The sequence below is a fragment of the Achromobacter animicus genome, from assembly GCF_902859585.1.
GTDB lineage: Bacteria > Pseudomonadota > Gammaproteobacteria > Burkholderiales > Burkholderiaceae_B > Achromobacter > Achromobacter animicus.
In genome coordinates, this window is sequence record NZ_CADIJM010000005.1 from 180,511 (window position 1) to 194,629 (window position 14,119).

Consider the following 14,119-nt stretch of genomic DNA (forward strand, 5'->3'; position numbering starts at 1 on the left):
CGATGACCACCGAAACCCTCGAACGTCCCTCGCTGTCGCAGCGCCTGAAATACGAAACCGCGGCGCAGCACGAACGCATGCACCAGCTCATGGAGCGCGGCGCGCCGTTCGCAAGCCGCGATGCGTACGCCCGCTTCGTCGCCGCGCAGTATCTCTTCCAGCGCGACGTCGAATTCCTGTTCCAGGACGACGCCGTCAAGCAGGCGGTGCCTGACCTGGAAGCACGCGGCCGCGAAGACGCCTCGCTCGCCGACCTGCGCGATCTGGGCGCCGCCGCCCCCGAGGACGGCATTGCCAGCATTGGCGTGACCATGCCCGAAGCGCTGGGCTGGCTGTACGTGTCCGAAGGCTCCACGCTGGGCGCCGCCTTCCTCTTCAAGCAGGCGCAATCCGACCTGGGCCTGTCCGCCGACTTCGGTGCGCGCAACCTTGCCGCCTACCCGGATGGCCGCGCCACCGTGTGGCGCCGCTTCGTCGCCTCGCTGGACAGCGATACGCTCGACCCCGCGACGCACGATGCCGTCATCGCCGGCGCCAACGCGGCCTATGACCGTTTCGGCGCATTGCTCGAACGGCACTTCGAACTCGGCGCATGACGCCACGCAAACCGTGGGTGCGGGCGCTGTATCTGGCGCTCGCTATCGTCAGCATCGCAGTGGCCGTCGCCGGGGTCTTCATCCCCGGCCTGCCCAGCACCGAATTCGTCCTGCTGGCCTCCTGGGCCGCCGCACGCAGCTCGCCCCGCCTGCACCGCTGGCTGCATGAGCATCGCTGGTTCGGCCCGATGCTGCACAACTGGCACAACGGCCGCATGGTCACGCGCCGCGCCAAGGTCACGGCCACGGTGTCGATGACGGTCTGTATGGTCGTAATGACGCAGACCATCCCCCATCCGTGGGTCGTCTGGCCGCTGTGCCTGACGATGGTGGTGGTGCTGGTGTGGATCTGGCAGCGACCCGAGCCGCCGGGCACGCAGCGCGGCGAACCGGCTGGATCGCCGGTCCTGCGCGACGCGCATCGTTCCTGAATCGACGCGGGCGCAGCGGCCGTGTCAGCGTGCGCTGGCCACCGCTGCCAACGGCAGGTCCAGCGCCGCCCGGCGCGACAGCCACGCGCTGGGGCGATACCGGGGTTCCAGATAGCGCGCGTGCAACTGCTCGAGAATCCGCAGAATGGTGCGCGCCCCCAGCGCATCCCCCAACGCGAATGGCCCTAGCGGATAGCCCAGCGCCAGCGTCACCGTCTGGTCGATGTCCTGAGGCGTGGCGATCCCCTGCTGCGCCATGGCGCAGGCATTGTTGACGATGGTCGCCACAATGCGCTGCGCGATGAAACCCGGACTGTCCTGAATGCACGTCACCGCCACGCCATCCTCTTGCAGGATCGCGCGCGCCTGTTCCCGCATGGCCGCGGACGTCACGGGCGTCAGCATGATCGTGCATCGCGTGCGGGTGAACAGCGGGTCGACGGCGACCACGCGCCGCGCGTCCAGTTCCAACCGAACGCACGCTGCCGTCGCGTCATCGCCCACGGGCAGCACCAGACAAAGCGCCGCGTCGGACGGCGTTTCCGCGGTCTCGAGCGTGGCGCCGCTTGCGGCTACGCGCGCCGCCAGTGTGGCGCGGAAAGGAAGCGCGGACGGCGCGATCCACACGGGGATGCGCCGGTCCGCCACCACGGCCGCGCTGTCGTCGCCCTCTGCCTCCACGCGCTTTCCGTCCTCGTCGTACCGATAGAACCCCTGACCCGTCTTGCGCCCCAGCACCCCGCCCGCCAGGCGCTGCCGCGTGATGATGGACGGTTGATGCCGCGCCTCGTCGAACCATTGGCGATAGATCGATTCCCCGGCCGGATGCGACACGTCGAGCCCGGTCAGATCGAACAGTTCGAACGGCCCCATGCGAAAGCCGCACGCATCGCGCAGGATGGCGTCGATGCCGGCGAAGTCGCAGATCTGCTCGCCCGCAATGCGCAAGGCTTCGGGCTGATAGCCGCGGCTGGCATGGTTGGCGATGAAGCCCGGCGTATCGCGCGCCACGACCGGCGTGTGGCCCACGCGCCGCGTGAACGCAGCCAGGGTGTCCGCCAAGCCTGGCGCGCTGCGCAGGCCGGGAATGACCTCCGCCAGCTTCATCCGAGGCACGGGGCTGAAGAAGTGCAGACCGCCTACCCGCTCCGGCAAGTCGCATCCGCTGGCCACCTCGGTGACCAGGAGCGAAGACGTGTTGGTCGCCAGCACGCATTGCGGCGTGACGACCGCTTCCAGCTCGCGGAAGAGCGCCTGCTTGGCAGGCAGCGACTCGACAATTGCCTCGATCACCAGTTCGCAATCATGCAGATCCTGCAGCGCGTCCGCGGCGATCAGACGCGCATCGGCGCCTTCGGCCTGCTCCCGCGGAATCTTGCCGCGCGCGGCCAGCGTCGCGAGCGACGCCAGAATGTCCTGCCGCGCCTGGCTGGCGGCGCCGGCGCGCGTGTCGTGCAGGCGGACCACGTATCCCGCCTGCGCGGCCACCTGCGCGATGCCGCGGCCCATCAGGCCCGCGCCCACCACGCCTACCTTCACGCCTGGCCGGTCCAGGTCGGGAAGACCCGTCGTCGATTCGCTACCCATATGCCTCAGTCCAGTTTGATGTTTGCGTCTTGAATGACCTTCTTCCAGCGTGCCGTCTCGTCGGTCACGAAAGTCCCGAATTCGGCCGGCGTGGACGGGGTGACGATGTAGCCCAGCGGTTCAACCGTCTTGGGAAAATCGGCGCCCTTCAGCACCTCGTTCAGCGCGCTGTTCAGCTTGTCGATCACGGGCTGAGGCGTCCCCGCCGGCGCCACCAGGCCGTACCAGCCGGACACCTGGAAGCCGGGCAGGCCAGCCTCGGAGATGGTCGGCACCTCCGGCGCAAGCGACAGGCGATCCTTGCTGGCAAAGCCCAGCACGCGCACGCGGCCGCTCTGCACCATGTTGAGCGAATGCGGGCCGTCGAAGAGCCCGGACACTTCACCGCCCAGCGCGGCGGTCTGGGCCGGGCCGCCCCCCTTGTAAGGCACGTGCAGCAGATCGATGCCGGCGCTGGTCGCAAAGAGCTCGATGGCCAGATGCGTGGTGTTGCCATTGCCCGAGGAAGCCAGGGTCACCTTGCCGGGATTAGCCTTCGCATAGGCAATCAGCTCGCCCACCGTCTTGGCCGGAAACTGCGAGTTGACGTAGAGCGCCATCGGCAGGTCGGCGATCTTGCCGACCGGCGCGAAATCCTTCTCGGTGTTGTACGGCAGGTTCTTGTACAGGCTGGGATTGATGGCATGCGCCGCCAGCACCAGGCCGACGGTGTAGCCATCCGGATTGGCGCGCGCCACGGCCTGCGTGCCGATGCTGGAACCGGCGCCGGGCCGGTTCTCCACCACGATCGGCACGCCCAGCTTCTTGCCCAGCAAGACGGAAAGCGGACGCGCGACGACGTCGGCCGACCCGCCGGGCGGATAGCCCACGATGAGCTGGATGGGGCGCTCGGGGTACTCGGCGTGCGCCGTGGCCGATACGGCGGCCAAACCCAGCGTCATGGCGGCAAGAACGCCGCCCGTCTTGAACTTGTGCAACAGGGTCATGATGTCTCCTTCACTCGTTTTTATTGCGCGCGTTGCGCGTCAGGGTTCGATAAACGTCACTTCATCGGCGTAGGACAGGGGCGCGGAAGTGGCCGCCTGCAACGCTTCGCGCGTCAGGCCGCGCAACATGCGGCGCACGACGAAGCCGCGCGCCGGGTCGATGTCGATGACCGCCAGATCCGTGTAGATCACGTCGGCCACGCCTGGACCGGTCAGCGGCAGCGTGCAGGCGCTGACCAGCTTGGAATTGCCGTCGCGGTCGCAGTGCTGCATGGCCACGGCAACGCGGCGCGCGCCCGCCACGAGGTCCATCGCGCCGCCGATGCCGGGCACGTCGCCCGGCAGGCCGAGCGACCAGCTCGCCAGGTCGCCGTTGGGCGCCACCTGAAAACCGCCCAGAATGGTCAGGTCCAGATGGCCGCCGCGCATCATGGCGAACGACGTGGCCTGGTCGCAGATCGAAGATCCCGGCAGCAGTTGCACGGACACCTTGCTGGCGTTGATCAGGTCCGGGTCGGGCGTCTCGCCTTCATGCAGGCCGCGCAGGCCGAGGATGCCGTTCTCACTATGCAGGATGATCTCTTTGTCCGGCGCGATGCAGCCCGCCACCAGCGTTGGAATGCCGATGCCGACATTCACATAGCTGCCGTCGGGAATGTCGTCCGCGACAATTTGCGCCACGCGCTGGCGGGAGAGGGGTTTAACCGTCATGGCGTGCCTCCAGGCGTACGACGCTTTGAACGAAGATGCCGGGCGTATGCACGGCGTCGGCGGCGAGTGCGCCCAGCGGCACGATCTCGTTGACCTCGGCAATGGTGTGACGCGCGGCCATCGCCATGACCGGCCCGAAACCGCGCGCGGCCAGGCGATAGGTCAGGTTGCCCCAGCGGTCCGCCTGATCGCCCTTGAGCAGCGCGAAGTCGGCGGGCAGCGGGTTCTCCAGCACGTAGCCCACGCCTTCGTAGATGCGCTGCTCCTTGCCGTCGGCCACGGGAGTGCCGTAGGACGTGGGCGTGAAGAACGGTCCCAGCCCGGCGCCCGCCGCCCGCATGCGTTCCAGCAGCGTGCCCTGCGGCACGACTTCCAGTTCGATCTTGCCCGCGCGGTACAGCGCGGTGAACACGTCCGATCCCGACGACTTCGGATACGAGCAGATCACCTTGCGCACGAGGCCCGCGGACAGCAGCGCCGCCAGCCCGTAGTCGCCCGTGCCGGCGTTGTTACTCACGATGGTCAGGTTGCGCGGCCCCGCGTCCTTCAACGCGTGCAGCAGCGCGCAAGGCAGACCCGAGTCGCCGAAGCCGGCCACCATCACGGTGGCCCCGTCGCCGATCACACTGACCGCCTCTTGCAGCGAGGGAGATATCTTGTCGATCATGAACTCAGCCCGCGGCGCGCGACACGCCGCAGGACTCCAGGTTGGATGAATGGAATCAGAGCGCGGCCGCGGTGCCCAGCACGGCGGTGGACTGGCTGGACAAGGTGGCGCCGTTGCCGTGGACCAGCGCGATGTCGGCGGACCGCTGACGCGCCCCGGCCTGGCCGCGCAACTGCGCCACCGCCTCCAGCACCAGGAACACGCCGTACATGCCAGGATGGCCGAACGACAGCCCGCCCCCGTTGGTGTTGACCGGCAGCGAGCCGCCCGGACCGATGCGGCCGCCTTCGACGAACCGGCCGCCTTCGCCCTTGGGGCAGAACCCCAGGTCTTCCAGGAACAGCAGGACATTGATGGTGAACGCGTCGTACAGGCAGACGAGATCGACGTCCGGCACCTGCAGGCCGGCCTGCGCCAGCGCCCGCGGTCCCGAGCGCGAGGCCGCCGTGACGGTCAGGTCCTGCATCGAGGAGATCTGGCGGTGCCAGACTTCGGTGGCGTTGCCCAATACGTAGACGGGCGGCTGCGCCAGATCGCGCGCGCGGTCCGACCGCACCAGCACGAACGCCCCCGCGCCATCGGTCAGCAGGCAGCAGTCGCGCACCGTCAGCGGATCGCACACCGGCCGTGCGGCCAGCACCTGATCGAGGCTGAGCGGATCGCGCGACCAGGCGTCCGGATTGAGCTGCGCCCACTCGCGGGCAGACACGGCCACCTGCGCCAGCTGCTCGCGGGTGGTGCCGTATTCGTGCATGTGGCGTGCGGCGGCCAGCGCGTACGCGGTGATGGGCTGCAGCGGCTCGTACGGCGCTTCGAAGGGCTGCGGATCCAGCGCCGCGCGCATCTTGCCGACGGCAGCGCGGTTCATCGTGCCCGAGCGCTGCGTGCTGCCATAGCAGACCAGCACCGCGTTGCACTCGCCGGACATCAGCGCGTGGACGGCGGGCGCCAGATGCGCGACGAAGCTCGAGCCGCCCAGCATGGTGCTGTCGATGAACGTGGGCTTGATGCCCAGGTATTCGGCCACCGGCATCGCCCACATCGTTGCCGACGCGCTGCACGTGCAGAGGCCGTCGATGTCGCTCATGCGCAGGCCGGCATCCGCCACGGCGCGCGCGCTCGCCTGCGCCAGAATCTCCATTTCAGTGAAGCCGGCGGCGTTTCCCAGGCCTGCGTGGCCGATGCCGGCAATCGCGGCCGCGCCGCGAAATGTGTTGTCTTTCATGCTTGCTCGTCCAGACTGAACACGACGCGGTTGGCGTCGCCATGGGCGCGCACCACGGCGCGCACGGCGTCGCCAATGCAGGGCCGGGTGGCAGGGGCGTCTTCGACGCGGCTCATCATGCGAAAACCCTCTTCCAGATCAACGAGGCACACGTTGTAGTCGCCGCCCGCCTCGGGCGGACGCCGGACTGTGGTGGTCGAATGAATGACGCCGCGGCCGCTCGGCTCGAACCAGTCAAAATCCCCGCCGCCGCACTGCGGGCAGATCTGGCGCGGATAGAAGACCGCCAGACCGCAACCGCCACAGCGCGGCACGCGCCACACGCCCTGCGCCAGCGAAGTGAAGTACGTCTGTTCCACGCCGACCGGCGCGTCCGTCTTGTGCACGGTGCTCATGCGCGGGCCTCCTGATGGGGATAGCCCAGCGAGCGCGAGCGGGCGCACGCCTGGTCGGCCAGCGCGGGCGCCTGGCCCAGATAGTTGGCGGGGTCGGTGATGCGGGCCAGCGCCTCGCGGTCGAAATGCTTGCTGACCTCGGGCGAATCCAGCAGCGCTTCGGCCAGGCTGCACCCGCGCCCCAGCGCCGCGCGGCAGGCGTCATAAACGATGTGATGCGCGTTGTGCCGGCCCAGCGCGGGCGCCAGTTCCATCATGACGGCCTCGGCCACGATCAGGCCGTGTGTCAGGCCCAGATTGGCGCCCATGCGTTCCACGTCCACGCTCAGCCCGCCCAGCGCGAATCGGGCCTGATGCAGCGCGCCGGCCGTCAGGATGAAACTCTGCGGAATGGCGATCCATTCCGCATGCCAAGGCCCCGTTGCGCGTTCAAAGTCCTGCACCGCGGCATCCAGCATCAAGCCGGCATGCTGGCGCACGGCCTTGGCCGCCGCGAGCATCAGTTCGCTAGAGATGGGATTGCACTTCTGCGGCATCGTGCTGCTGGCGCCACGGCCCTTCACGAAGGGTTCGCGCAGCTCGCCGAATTCCGTGGACGCCATGATCATCACATCGGTGGCGACCTTGCCCAGTGAACTGGCGATCAATGCCAACAGGTTGACCACCTCGGCCAGCGAGTCGCGCGCAACGTGCCAGGTCGTGGCCGGGACGGCCAGGCCCAGTTCCTTGGCCAGTTCGCGCTGCACCGCCAGTCCGTGCTCGCCCATGGAAGCCAACGTGCCCGCCGCCCCGGCAAGCTGCACGCACAACACGCGCTCGCGCAGCTGCGCCAGCCGTTCCTGATGCCGGTCGAACATCGACAGCCAGACGCCCGCCTTGTAGCCGAACGTGATGGGCAGCGCATGCTGCAAATGCGTGCGCCCGGCCATCGGCGTCGCGCGGTGACGCTCGGCCAGCCCCGCCAGCACTGCGCGCACTTCGGACAAGTCTCGTTCGATCACGTCCAGGCCGGCGCGCACCTGCAGCACGATGCCGGTGTCCATGATGTCCTGCGTTGTCGCGCCCCAATGCAGATATCCGCCCGCGTCGCCGCATTGCGTGGCAAGCTGCTCGACCAGCGGGAGGATGGGGTAGCCCACGATATCGGTCTGCTGACCCAGTCCGGGCAAATCCAGTTCGCCGGGTTTTACGCGGGCGGCGATCTGGTCGGCGGCCTCGGCCGGAATCAGCCCGAGGCGGGCCTGCGCGCGGGCCAGCGCGACTTCGACCTCGACATAGCGCGCAAGCGTCGCCTGATCGGAGAAAATCTCGCGGGCTTCGGCGGTGCCGAAGGCGTCACGAAAGAGAACGGAGTCGAGAACCGTGGTGGCCCCGCCCAGCAGAGAAACCGGCATGCTAACCTCGCTGAAACTACGAACATATCAATATGTTCGAACATATTGGAAGTCTAGGCATGCTTGGCGGACCGGGATATCGGGGTATACCCGCGGGTGCTTTGGAAAAGACTAGGAGCAATCCATGACACGGATGACAGCGGCGCGCCTGACGGCGGCGCTGAGCGAGGCGATCGTCGCGGGCCATCACAAGGTCGGCGACCTGCTGCCCACTGAACTGGAATTGGCGGCGCAGTTCGACACGAGCCGGCACACGGTGCGGCTGGCGCTGCAAGAATTGCAGCAACTGGGGTTGGTATCGCGCCGCAAGAACGTCGGCACGCGTGTTGAGTCCGCGCGGCCCGCGGCCAACTACAAGCAGGCGCTGACTTCAATCGAGGGCGTGGTGCAGTTCGGCAAGGCGCACATGCGCGAGGTCATCGACGTAGCCGACGAGGTGGCCGACCTGACGCTGGCGCAGACCCTGGGCTGTGCCGGCGGCTCGCGCTGGCTGCGCATCTCCAGCCTGCGCCGCAATCGCGACGATGTGGCAAATCCCATCGGCTGGACGGACGCGTACCTGGACCCGGCCTATCGCGACATCATTCCCCGCGTGCGCGACAACCCTCAGGAATTGATCAGCAGCCTGATCGAAGCGAACTACGGTGTGAACATCGTGCAGATCCGCCAGGACATCGAAGCGGTCGCACTGCCGGCGCGCGTAGCCGGCCCCTTGAATGCCGAGGCGGGCTCGCCCGCGCTGCGCATCCTGCGCAGCTACATCGATACGACGCGCCAGACCATCGAGATCAGCGTGACGTACCACCCCGCCAGCCGCTTCCGGCTGACGATGTCGCTGGATCGGCATACCGACTAAAGCAAAAAAGGTAGGCCACGCACCGTCACGGTGGCCTACCAAGGCCGACATCGTTGCAGCCTGCGCATCGCAGGCCGCGCATTGCAGCCCTTTCCTTGCAGCCCAATTACTTCGGCATCACGACGGTGTCGATGACGTGGATGACGCCGTTATCCGCCACCACGTCCGTCTTCACGACCTTGGCGTTATCCACCATGACCGTCCCGCCATTGACCGTCACCGTCAGCGGGCTGCCTTGAACGGTTTTCACCTGGCCTGCCTTCACGTCCTTGGCCATAACCTTGCCCGGCACGACGTGATAGGTCAGGACCTTGGTCAGCGCCGCCTTGTCCTTCAACAGCGCGTCGAGCTTGTCCTTCGGCACCTTGGCGAAAGCCTCATCGGTCGGCGCAAACACGGTGAACGGCCCCGGTCCCTTCAGCGTGTCCACCAGGCCGGCCGCCTGCACGGCGGTCACCAGGGTGTTGAACGACCCCGCGGATTTGGCGGTGTCGACGATGTCGGCGGCCTGCGCCGTGCCCAGCGCCAGGGTGAGCGAAATACCTGCCAGAAGACGTTTCATGATTGACTCCTTGTCCCGTGAACATCCGCGAAAAGCGGGGTTTGCGCAAAGCGGCGTTGAGATCGAAAGTGAACCGCTTGAGGAGAAAATTTACGCGTCGGACGGCTTCTCGTCCATGTTTTGAACCGCTATTATTCAAACTTATCGGTTCAATATCGGGTCAACTAAAACCATGGAATCCAAGCAACCGGATGACGGCCGCATCACCTACCGCAGCGGCGTGGCGGCGCGGCTGGCGGGACTGTCGCCCGAAACCTTGCGCGTCTGGGAACGCCGCTACAACCTGTCGGGCGCGGAACGCTCGGCGCGTGGCCAGCGGCTCTATTCCGCCGAGCAGGTCCGCCGGCTCAGCCTGCTCAAGCAGCTGGTCGATCAAGGTCACGCCATCGGCGTGCTTGCACCCATGTCCGTGGATCAGTTGCAGGAACTGGCGGGCGCCGCCGCGCACCAGCCCAAGGCGCACGGGCCGTTGAGGCTGGGCGTGGTCGGCGCCAACCTGGCGCGGCGCATTGCCGGCAGCGGACGCGATGGCCTGGACGTGATCGTCCAACATAGCTGGCCCCACCTTGAACAGGTCGCGCTCACGCCGCAGGACACCGGCGTCGAGGTACTGGTGATCGAACAGTCCGAATTGCACGAGAGCGCCTTGCCGCTGATCGTGGCCGCCGCGCAAGCATGCGGCCAGGCGGCCGTCGTGGTGCTGTACCGGTTCTGCGCCAGCGCGACCATCCGCGCGTTGCGCGCGCACGGCTGCCTGGCCGCCCGCGTTCCCGCCGACACCGGCGAGCTGCTGCAGTTGTGCCGGTCCGCGCTGGCGGGCGAGCGGTTGCCGACCGCGCCGCAGCATCCGACGCTGGAGCTGCGCTTTGACGAGCATGCGCTCCTGACCATCATGGCGTCCGGTAGCGGCCTTGCCTGCGAATGCCCGAAGCACCTGGCCGACCTGTTGCTGATGGTGGGCAGCTTTGAACGCTATAGCGTCCAGTGCGCGTCCCGCAATGAAGACGACGCGCAACTGCACAGCGAACTCGGGCGCGCAGCCGGGCAGGCACGCGCCATCCTGGAAGTTGCGATGGAACGCCTGGCCAGAGCCGAAGGGCTGCCGTTGCCCGCCGGGATGCCGAAGACAGAAGCCCAAAAGAAAACGCGCTGAGGGCAGGGCCGTAAGACCCTGCCCTCAGCGCGTGGCGCGTGCAAAGGAACGAACCCGGATCCCAGCCCGTTGCCGTTCAGGCATCGGCATTGAACCGGCCGCGCTCCCTGCGCCTTAGAAGCGCGTCATCAGCTTGAACATGCCCGACTGCTGGCGATTGCCGCCGCCAAACTGCGCGTCGTACGCCACGCCAGCCGTCGTGTTGCGCGTGATCGCCACTTCGGCGCCCAGGCCCAGCACGGCCGCGTTCTGCGCGATGGGAACGCCCGACACCGTGAAGGTGCTGCCGCCCTCGAAAGCCAGCTTCTGCGTGGGTTTGACATCGCCCATCGCATGGCGCCAGCCCACCGTTGCCGTCAGGCGGCCCGGTGCGCTGTCCGTGCCGATCAGCATGGCGCCGCGCAAGCCCAGCGTGGTGCTCGTCACATCGTCCGTGCTGCCTTGACCGCGCAGGGCCGCGCTGCCGCCCGTTTCCTGGAAGTCGCGCGTGCGGACCTGGTTCCATGCCACGCCGGCAAAAGGTTCGATGGCGTAGGCGTCGCCCAGCGGCAGCTTGTAGCCCAGTTCCGTGAACACTTGCGTCGACGACGCGTTATACGACGACTCGAGGCGCTGGTTCAGGCTGCCGGCCGCAATATTGCGCTTGGAATCGATCTCGTGCCAAGTGTAGGCCACGCCCGCCATGAAGCGCACATGCCCGGGACCGGCTTCGAAATTCTTGCCGCCGAAGACCGTGGCCGTGTAGCTGTCCACGCTCATGCGCGACGACACGTCGGAGATCGAGTTGTGGCTGCCGGTGTACCCGACCGCGCCGCCCAGACGCCAACCGCCGCCCACGTCGCCGTCGCCGCCGACAAAGAGACCGCCCGCGGACTGATGCACGGTGGATGCGTTGCCGTCGCCACGGAAGGTGCTCCAGTTGCCGAAGGCCTGCGCCCAGATCGGCGATGCGCCGCTTTGCGGCAGGGCGTCTGACGACGACGCGCCCAATTGGGCCGTCGGCCGGCCGGCGCGCATCGGCGCGTCGAGGTTGCCGCGCAGATGCGACAGCGGCAGGGTGGTCACCGCGTCGCCCTGGGCCTGCAGCACGCTGCCGGTGCTGGCGTACGCTTCGCCGGACAGTTGCTTCAAGGCCGCGCGCGCTTGCGCGGGAGACATGGCCAGCACGGCCGCCGTCACCTGGCTTGCACCCGTCGTCTTGCCTGCGCCATTGCCGCTGGCGATCAGCGACGAGTCGGCGCCGGGCGTGACGGGCGTGGTGACGACCGGGGCGGATTCATTGCCGTTGCCGGCGCCGGTGCCTGCCGCCGCCGAGCCATTGCCCGTCGTTGCCGATCCGTTGCCCGTCGTTGCGGAACCGTTACCCGTCGACGCCGAGCCGTTGCCCGTCGACGCGGAACCATTACCCGTCGACGCCGAACCATTGCCCGTCGACGCCGAACCATTGCCCGTCGATGCGGAGCCGTTGCCCGTCGATGCGGAGCCGTTGCCCGTCGATGCCGAGCCATCGCCCGCCGCTGCCGAGCCGTTGCCCGCCGATGCAGAGCCGTCGCCAGCCGACGCCGAGCCATTGCCCGTCGACGCGGAACCGTTACCCGCCGAAGCCGAGCCATTACCGCTCGAAGGCGGCGCTTCCTGATCCAGCGCTCCACCGACGTTCGTTTCGTTCTCCGAACCGCCTACGCTGCCGATCGGCACGTCGTTACGCGAGAGCGTCATGAAAGCATTCTTCGCGTCATAGCTGAGCGACGGCGTCAGGAACGCGTAGTTGCTCGACACGCCCGTGAACCGGCCTTGAATACCGCCGTCCGCGGTCAGGATGTTGTACGTCGTGCGCGGCGCGTAGTTGCCATTGGGCCCCACATGCGCGACCGTGCCGTCCAGCGTGGCAACGCCGGTCACATGGATGCGGTCGCTCAGCGTGCTGGTCGGATCGGCGTGCACGCGATAGATCGTGTCCTGGCCGAAGTTGAGATTGCCGTTGACCGTCAGCGTGCCCATCGGCGTGCCGTCGTTACCCGGCGAAATCACCGCCGTGGGGTACAGCGTCGTGCTGCCTACTTGGCCGACACCTGCCAGCACCACTTCGCGGCCGATGTCCATCGGACCGTTCAGCTTGCCGTTGATCTCCAGCGCGCCGTCGGCGATGAAGATGGGGCCGGTCAGGTTGCTGCTGTCGCCGTTCAGGATGATCGAGCCGACGCCCGTCTTCACAAAGCCTTCCGTGCCTTGCAGCGGGTTGTCGATGATGTCGACGAACTGGCCGGCCGCATACGTGCCGTCGCCGACGACGATGACGGGCGGGTTGCCGCCCGTGCCCGCCAGCGTGATCGGCGCGCCTTGCAGGCGATAGCGATCCGTGGCGAACTGCAAGCCCGACGCACGCACCGGACCGGCGCTGCCGTCCACGGTGACCGTGCCCGCCGCGCCCGTGAAGATCGCGTAGCCGCCGCTGGGCAGGGCGCCCGTGGCGTTGGTCGGGCTGCTCCAGTTGCCGCTCGCCGCGGTCCACGTGCCGCTGCCGCCGCCCGCAGTGGCCGCGGAGGCCGCGCCATTGCCGTTCCACAGATTGGTGGTGCTGGGACCCAGGACCAGGTTGATGTGCTTGTCGCCCGTCAACGTCTGGATCGTCGCGGCCGGCGCCGAGTCGCCGGAGACCGTGCCCAGCGTCAGGCCGCTGCCGCTCAGCGTGCCGCCGTACGACATGATGCGGTAAAAGCCCGCGCTGACCCCGTGCGTGCTGACCTTCACGTTCAGCGTCGCGTTGTTCAGGGCAACATTGCCGCCCACCTTGATGTTGTCGCCCGTGCCGGGTTGCGTGATGGGCAGTCCGGCGTAGCCGGTTTCGAAATCAAAGACGCCGTTGTTGATCGACAGATTGCCGTTCACCACGAGATTGCCGTTGGAGACGCCCGTCGGCGTGTCCACCCAGTATCCCGGCGCAACGCGGGAATTTCCCGTCACGTTCAAGTCGCCACCGATCGACCCGAAACCCGCCACCGTGCCGTTCGACATGGCATTGACGTTGCCGCCGATCGCCACGCCCGCACCGCCGCCATTGCCGCCGATAACCGCCGTGCCGCCGTTGACATCAATGCCGCCGGGAAAGTTGGCCGACCCGTCAAACACTTGCGTATTACCCGACCCGATGGTCAGGTCCGCAGCGGTGACGTTCCCCACGTAGGACGCGCTCAGGGCGAGCGTCGCCGTCAGCCACTTCTTTGTGCCGTATGCCAAAACTTCAATCCTCCGGATTAATCGAGCTTCCTTTCACACATTGCCGATATGTTTAAAAAGTATCGGCAAGTAATAATGCAGCCGGCGTGAATTTAGGGTCAGCTCTCGAAAAAAGGAGGCACTGTATAACGGTTCTTTTTACGTCCCCGTTAATAAACGGGGTTATATCCCGTTAATTATCAAAATAGGTCTACGGCATACGACCGATATTTGTATAAACCACGACGTATGGGCTATCCGAAGTATTTATATTCGTTGAATGGATACCATCTCCGCGCGGCATAACGCTCGATGTGGATACCATCCTTGTCCTGCCTGT

Annotated in this window: 14 protein-coding genes; 5 read left to right on the plus strand and 9 right to left on the minus strand. The window is 67.0% G+C overall.

All coding sequences use genetic code 11. From position 1 onward, the window contains the following. The first annotated feature begins 2 nt into the window (after nt 1-2). Nucleotides 3-596 carry a biliverdin-producing heme oxygenase gene (locus tag HV681_RS15035; RefSeq protein ID WP_175123826.1) on the plus strand — a complete coding sequence of 198 codons (594 nt, stop codon included), beginning with the start codon at nt 3-5 and terminating at the stop codon, nt 594-596. Then, nucleotides 593-1,027: a YbaN family protein gene (locus tag HV681_RS15040; protein ID WP_175123827.1), complete on the plus strand. Its 435-nt coding sequence runs from the start codon at nt 593-595 to the stop codon at nt 1,025-1,027. Before HV681_RS15035 ends, HV681_RS15040 begins: the two co-directional genes overlap by 4 nt. A 24-nt stretch (nt 1,028-1,051) precedes the next feature. Here the strand turns inward: HV681_RS15040 and HV681_RS15045 are convergent, their stop codons facing one another. Genes HV681_RS15045 through HV681_RS15075 form a run of 7 tightly spaced genes read right to left on the minus strand, consistent with a single transcriptional unit; the run spans nt 1,052 to nt 7,992 of the window. Further along, nucleotides 1,052-2,614 carry a 3-hydroxyacyl-CoA dehydrogenase gene (locus HV681_RS15045; protein WP_175123828.1) on the minus strand — a complete coding sequence of 521 codons (1,563 nt, stop codon included), beginning with the start codon at nt 2,612-2,614 and terminating at the stop codon, nt 1,052-1,054. 5 nt (nt 2,615-2,619) lie between these two features. Further along, complete coding sequence (locus HV681_RS15050; protein ID WP_175123829.1) at nt 2,620-3,600, minus strand: Bug family tripartite tricarboxylate transporter substrate binding protein; 981 nt, start codon at nt 3,598-3,600, stop codon at nt 2,620-2,622. A gap of 39 nt (nt 3,601-3,639) precedes the next feature. Continuing rightward, nucleotides 3,640-4,311, minus strand: a complete 672-nt coding sequence (locus HV681_RS15055; protein ID WP_175123830.1) for a 3-oxoacid CoA-transferase subunit B — start codon at nt 4,309-4,311, stop codon at nt 3,640-3,642. Continuing rightward, nucleotides 4,301-4,978 carry a 3-oxoacid CoA-transferase subunit A gene (locus HV681_RS15060; protein ID WP_175123831.1) on the minus strand — a complete coding sequence of 226 codons (678 nt, stop codon included), beginning with the start codon at nt 4,976-4,978 and terminating at the stop codon, nt 4,301-4,303. The genes HV681_RS15055 and HV681_RS15060 overlap by 11 nt, the downstream gene beginning before the upstream one ends. 55 nt (nt 4,979-5,033) lie before the next feature. After that, nucleotides 5,034-6,203 carry a thiolase family protein gene (locus HV681_RS15065; RefSeq protein WP_175123832.1) on the minus strand — a complete coding sequence of 390 codons (1,170 nt, stop codon included), beginning with the start codon at nt 6,201-6,203 and terminating at the stop codon, nt 5,034-5,036. Continuing rightward, entirely contained in the window at nt 6,200-6,598 is a 399-nt protein-coding gene (locus tag HV681_RS15070) for a Zn-ribbon domain-containing OB-fold protein (RefSeq protein WP_175123833.1), read from the minus strand. The genes HV681_RS15065 and HV681_RS15070 overlap by 4 nt, the downstream gene beginning before the upstream one ends. Next, the gene (locus HV681_RS15075) at nt 6,595-7,992 is read right to left on the minus strand and encodes a class-II fumarase/aspartase family protein (RefSeq protein ID WP_175123834.1); all 1,398 of its coding nucleotides are present in this window, start codon (nt 7,990-7,992) and stop codon (nt 6,595-6,597) included. The genes HV681_RS15070 and HV681_RS15075 overlap by 4 nt, the downstream gene beginning before the upstream one ends. Nucleotides 7,993-8,116: 124 nt before the next feature. On the opposite strand from HV681_RS15075, the gene HV681_RS15080 reads away from it, so the two are divergent. Next, a complete protein-coding gene (locus HV681_RS15080; protein WP_175123835.1) occupies nt 8,117-8,848 on the plus strand; it encodes a GntR family transcriptional regulator in 732 nt (243 codons plus the stop codon). A 106-nt stretch (nt 8,849-8,954) separates the two neighbouring features. Here the strand turns inward: HV681_RS15080 and HV681_RS15085 are convergent, their stop codons facing one another. After that, nucleotides 8,955-9,410 carry a fasciclin domain-containing protein gene (locus HV681_RS15085; protein ID WP_175123836.1) on the minus strand — a complete coding sequence of 152 codons (456 nt, stop codon included), beginning with the start codon at nt 9,408-9,410 and terminating at the stop codon, nt 8,955-8,957. Here HV681_RS15085 and HV681_RS28035 point away from each other — a divergent pair. Both HV681_RS28035 and HV681_RS15090 read left to right on the plus strand, forming a co-directional pair. Then, on the plus strand, nt 9,409-9,534 hold the full coding sequence (locus tag HV681_RS28035) for a hypothetical protein (protein WP_263597313.1): 126 nt from the start codon (nt 9,409-9,411) through the stop codon (nt 9,532-9,534). The two genes, HV681_RS15085 and HV681_RS28035, sit on opposite strands and share 2 nt — an antisense overlap. A 48-nt stretch (nt 9,535-9,582) precedes the next feature. Continuing rightward, entirely contained in the window at nt 9,583-10,563 is a 981-nt protein-coding gene (locus tag HV681_RS15090; protein ID WP_175123837.1) for a MerR family transcriptional regulator, read from the plus strand. 114 nt (nt 10,564-10,677) lie between these two features. Here HV681_RS15090 and HV681_RS15095 read toward each other — a convergent pair whose 3' ends face one another. Next, complete coding sequence (locus HV681_RS15095; RefSeq protein WP_175123838.1) at nt 10,678-13,800, minus strand: autotransporter family protein; 3,123 nt, start codon at nt 13,798-13,800, stop codon at nt 10,678-10,680. Nucleotides 13,801-14,119: the final 319 nt, after the last annotated feature.

What these genes read in the sequence shown, in the direction of transcription:
- HV681_RS15035 (WP_175123826.1), top strand. Translation starts at nt 3, where the DNA reads ATGACCACCGAAACCCTCGAACGTCCCTCGCTGTCGCAGCGCCTGAAA.
- HV681_RS15040 (WP_175123827.1), top strand. Translation starts at nt 593, where the DNA reads ATGACGCCACGCAAACCGTGGGTGCGGGCGCTGTATCTGGCGCTCGCT.
- HV681_RS15045 (WP_175123828.1), bottom strand. Translation starts at nt 2,614, where the DNA reads ATGGGTAGCGAATCGACGACGGGTCTTCCCGACCTGGACCGGCCAGGC.
- HV681_RS15050 (WP_175123829.1), bottom strand. Translation starts at nt 3,600, where the DNA reads ATGACCCTGTTGCACAAGTTCAAGACGGGCGGCGTTCTTGCCGCCATG.
- HV681_RS15055 (WP_175123830.1), bottom strand. Translation starts at nt 4,311, where the DNA reads ATGACGGTTAAACCCCTCTCCCGCCAGCGCGTGGCGCAAATTGTCGCG.
- HV681_RS15060 (WP_175123831.1), bottom strand. Translation starts at nt 4,978, where the DNA reads ATGATCGACAAGATATCTCCCTCGCTGCAAGAGGCGGTCAGTGTGATC.
- HV681_RS15065 (WP_175123832.1), bottom strand. Translation starts at nt 6,203, where the DNA reads ATGAAAGACAACACATTTCGCGGCGCGGCCGCGATTGCCGGCATCGGC.
- HV681_RS15070 (WP_175123833.1), bottom strand. Translation starts at nt 6,598, where the DNA reads ATGAGCACCGTGCACAAGACGGACGCGCCGGTCGGCGTGGAACAGACG.
- HV681_RS15075 (WP_175123834.1), bottom strand. Translation starts at nt 7,992, where the DNA reads ATGCCGGTTTCTCTGCTGGGCGGGGCCACCACGGTTCTCGACTCCGTT.
- HV681_RS15080 (WP_175123835.1), top strand. Translation starts at nt 8,117, where the DNA reads ATGACACGGATGACAGCGGCGCGCCTGACGGCGGCGCTGAGCGAGGCG.
- HV681_RS28035 (WP_263597313.1), top strand. Translation starts at nt 9,409, where the DNA reads ATGATTGACTCCTTGTCCCGTGAACATCCGCGAAAAGCGGGGTTTGCG.
- HV681_RS15085 (WP_175123836.1), bottom strand. Translation starts at nt 9,410, where the DNA reads ATGAAACGTCTTCTGGCAGGTATTTCGCTCACCCTGGCGCTGGGCACG.
- HV681_RS15090 (WP_175123837.1), top strand. Translation starts at nt 9,583, where the DNA reads ATGGAATCCAAGCAACCGGATGACGGCCGCATCACCTACCGCAGCGGC.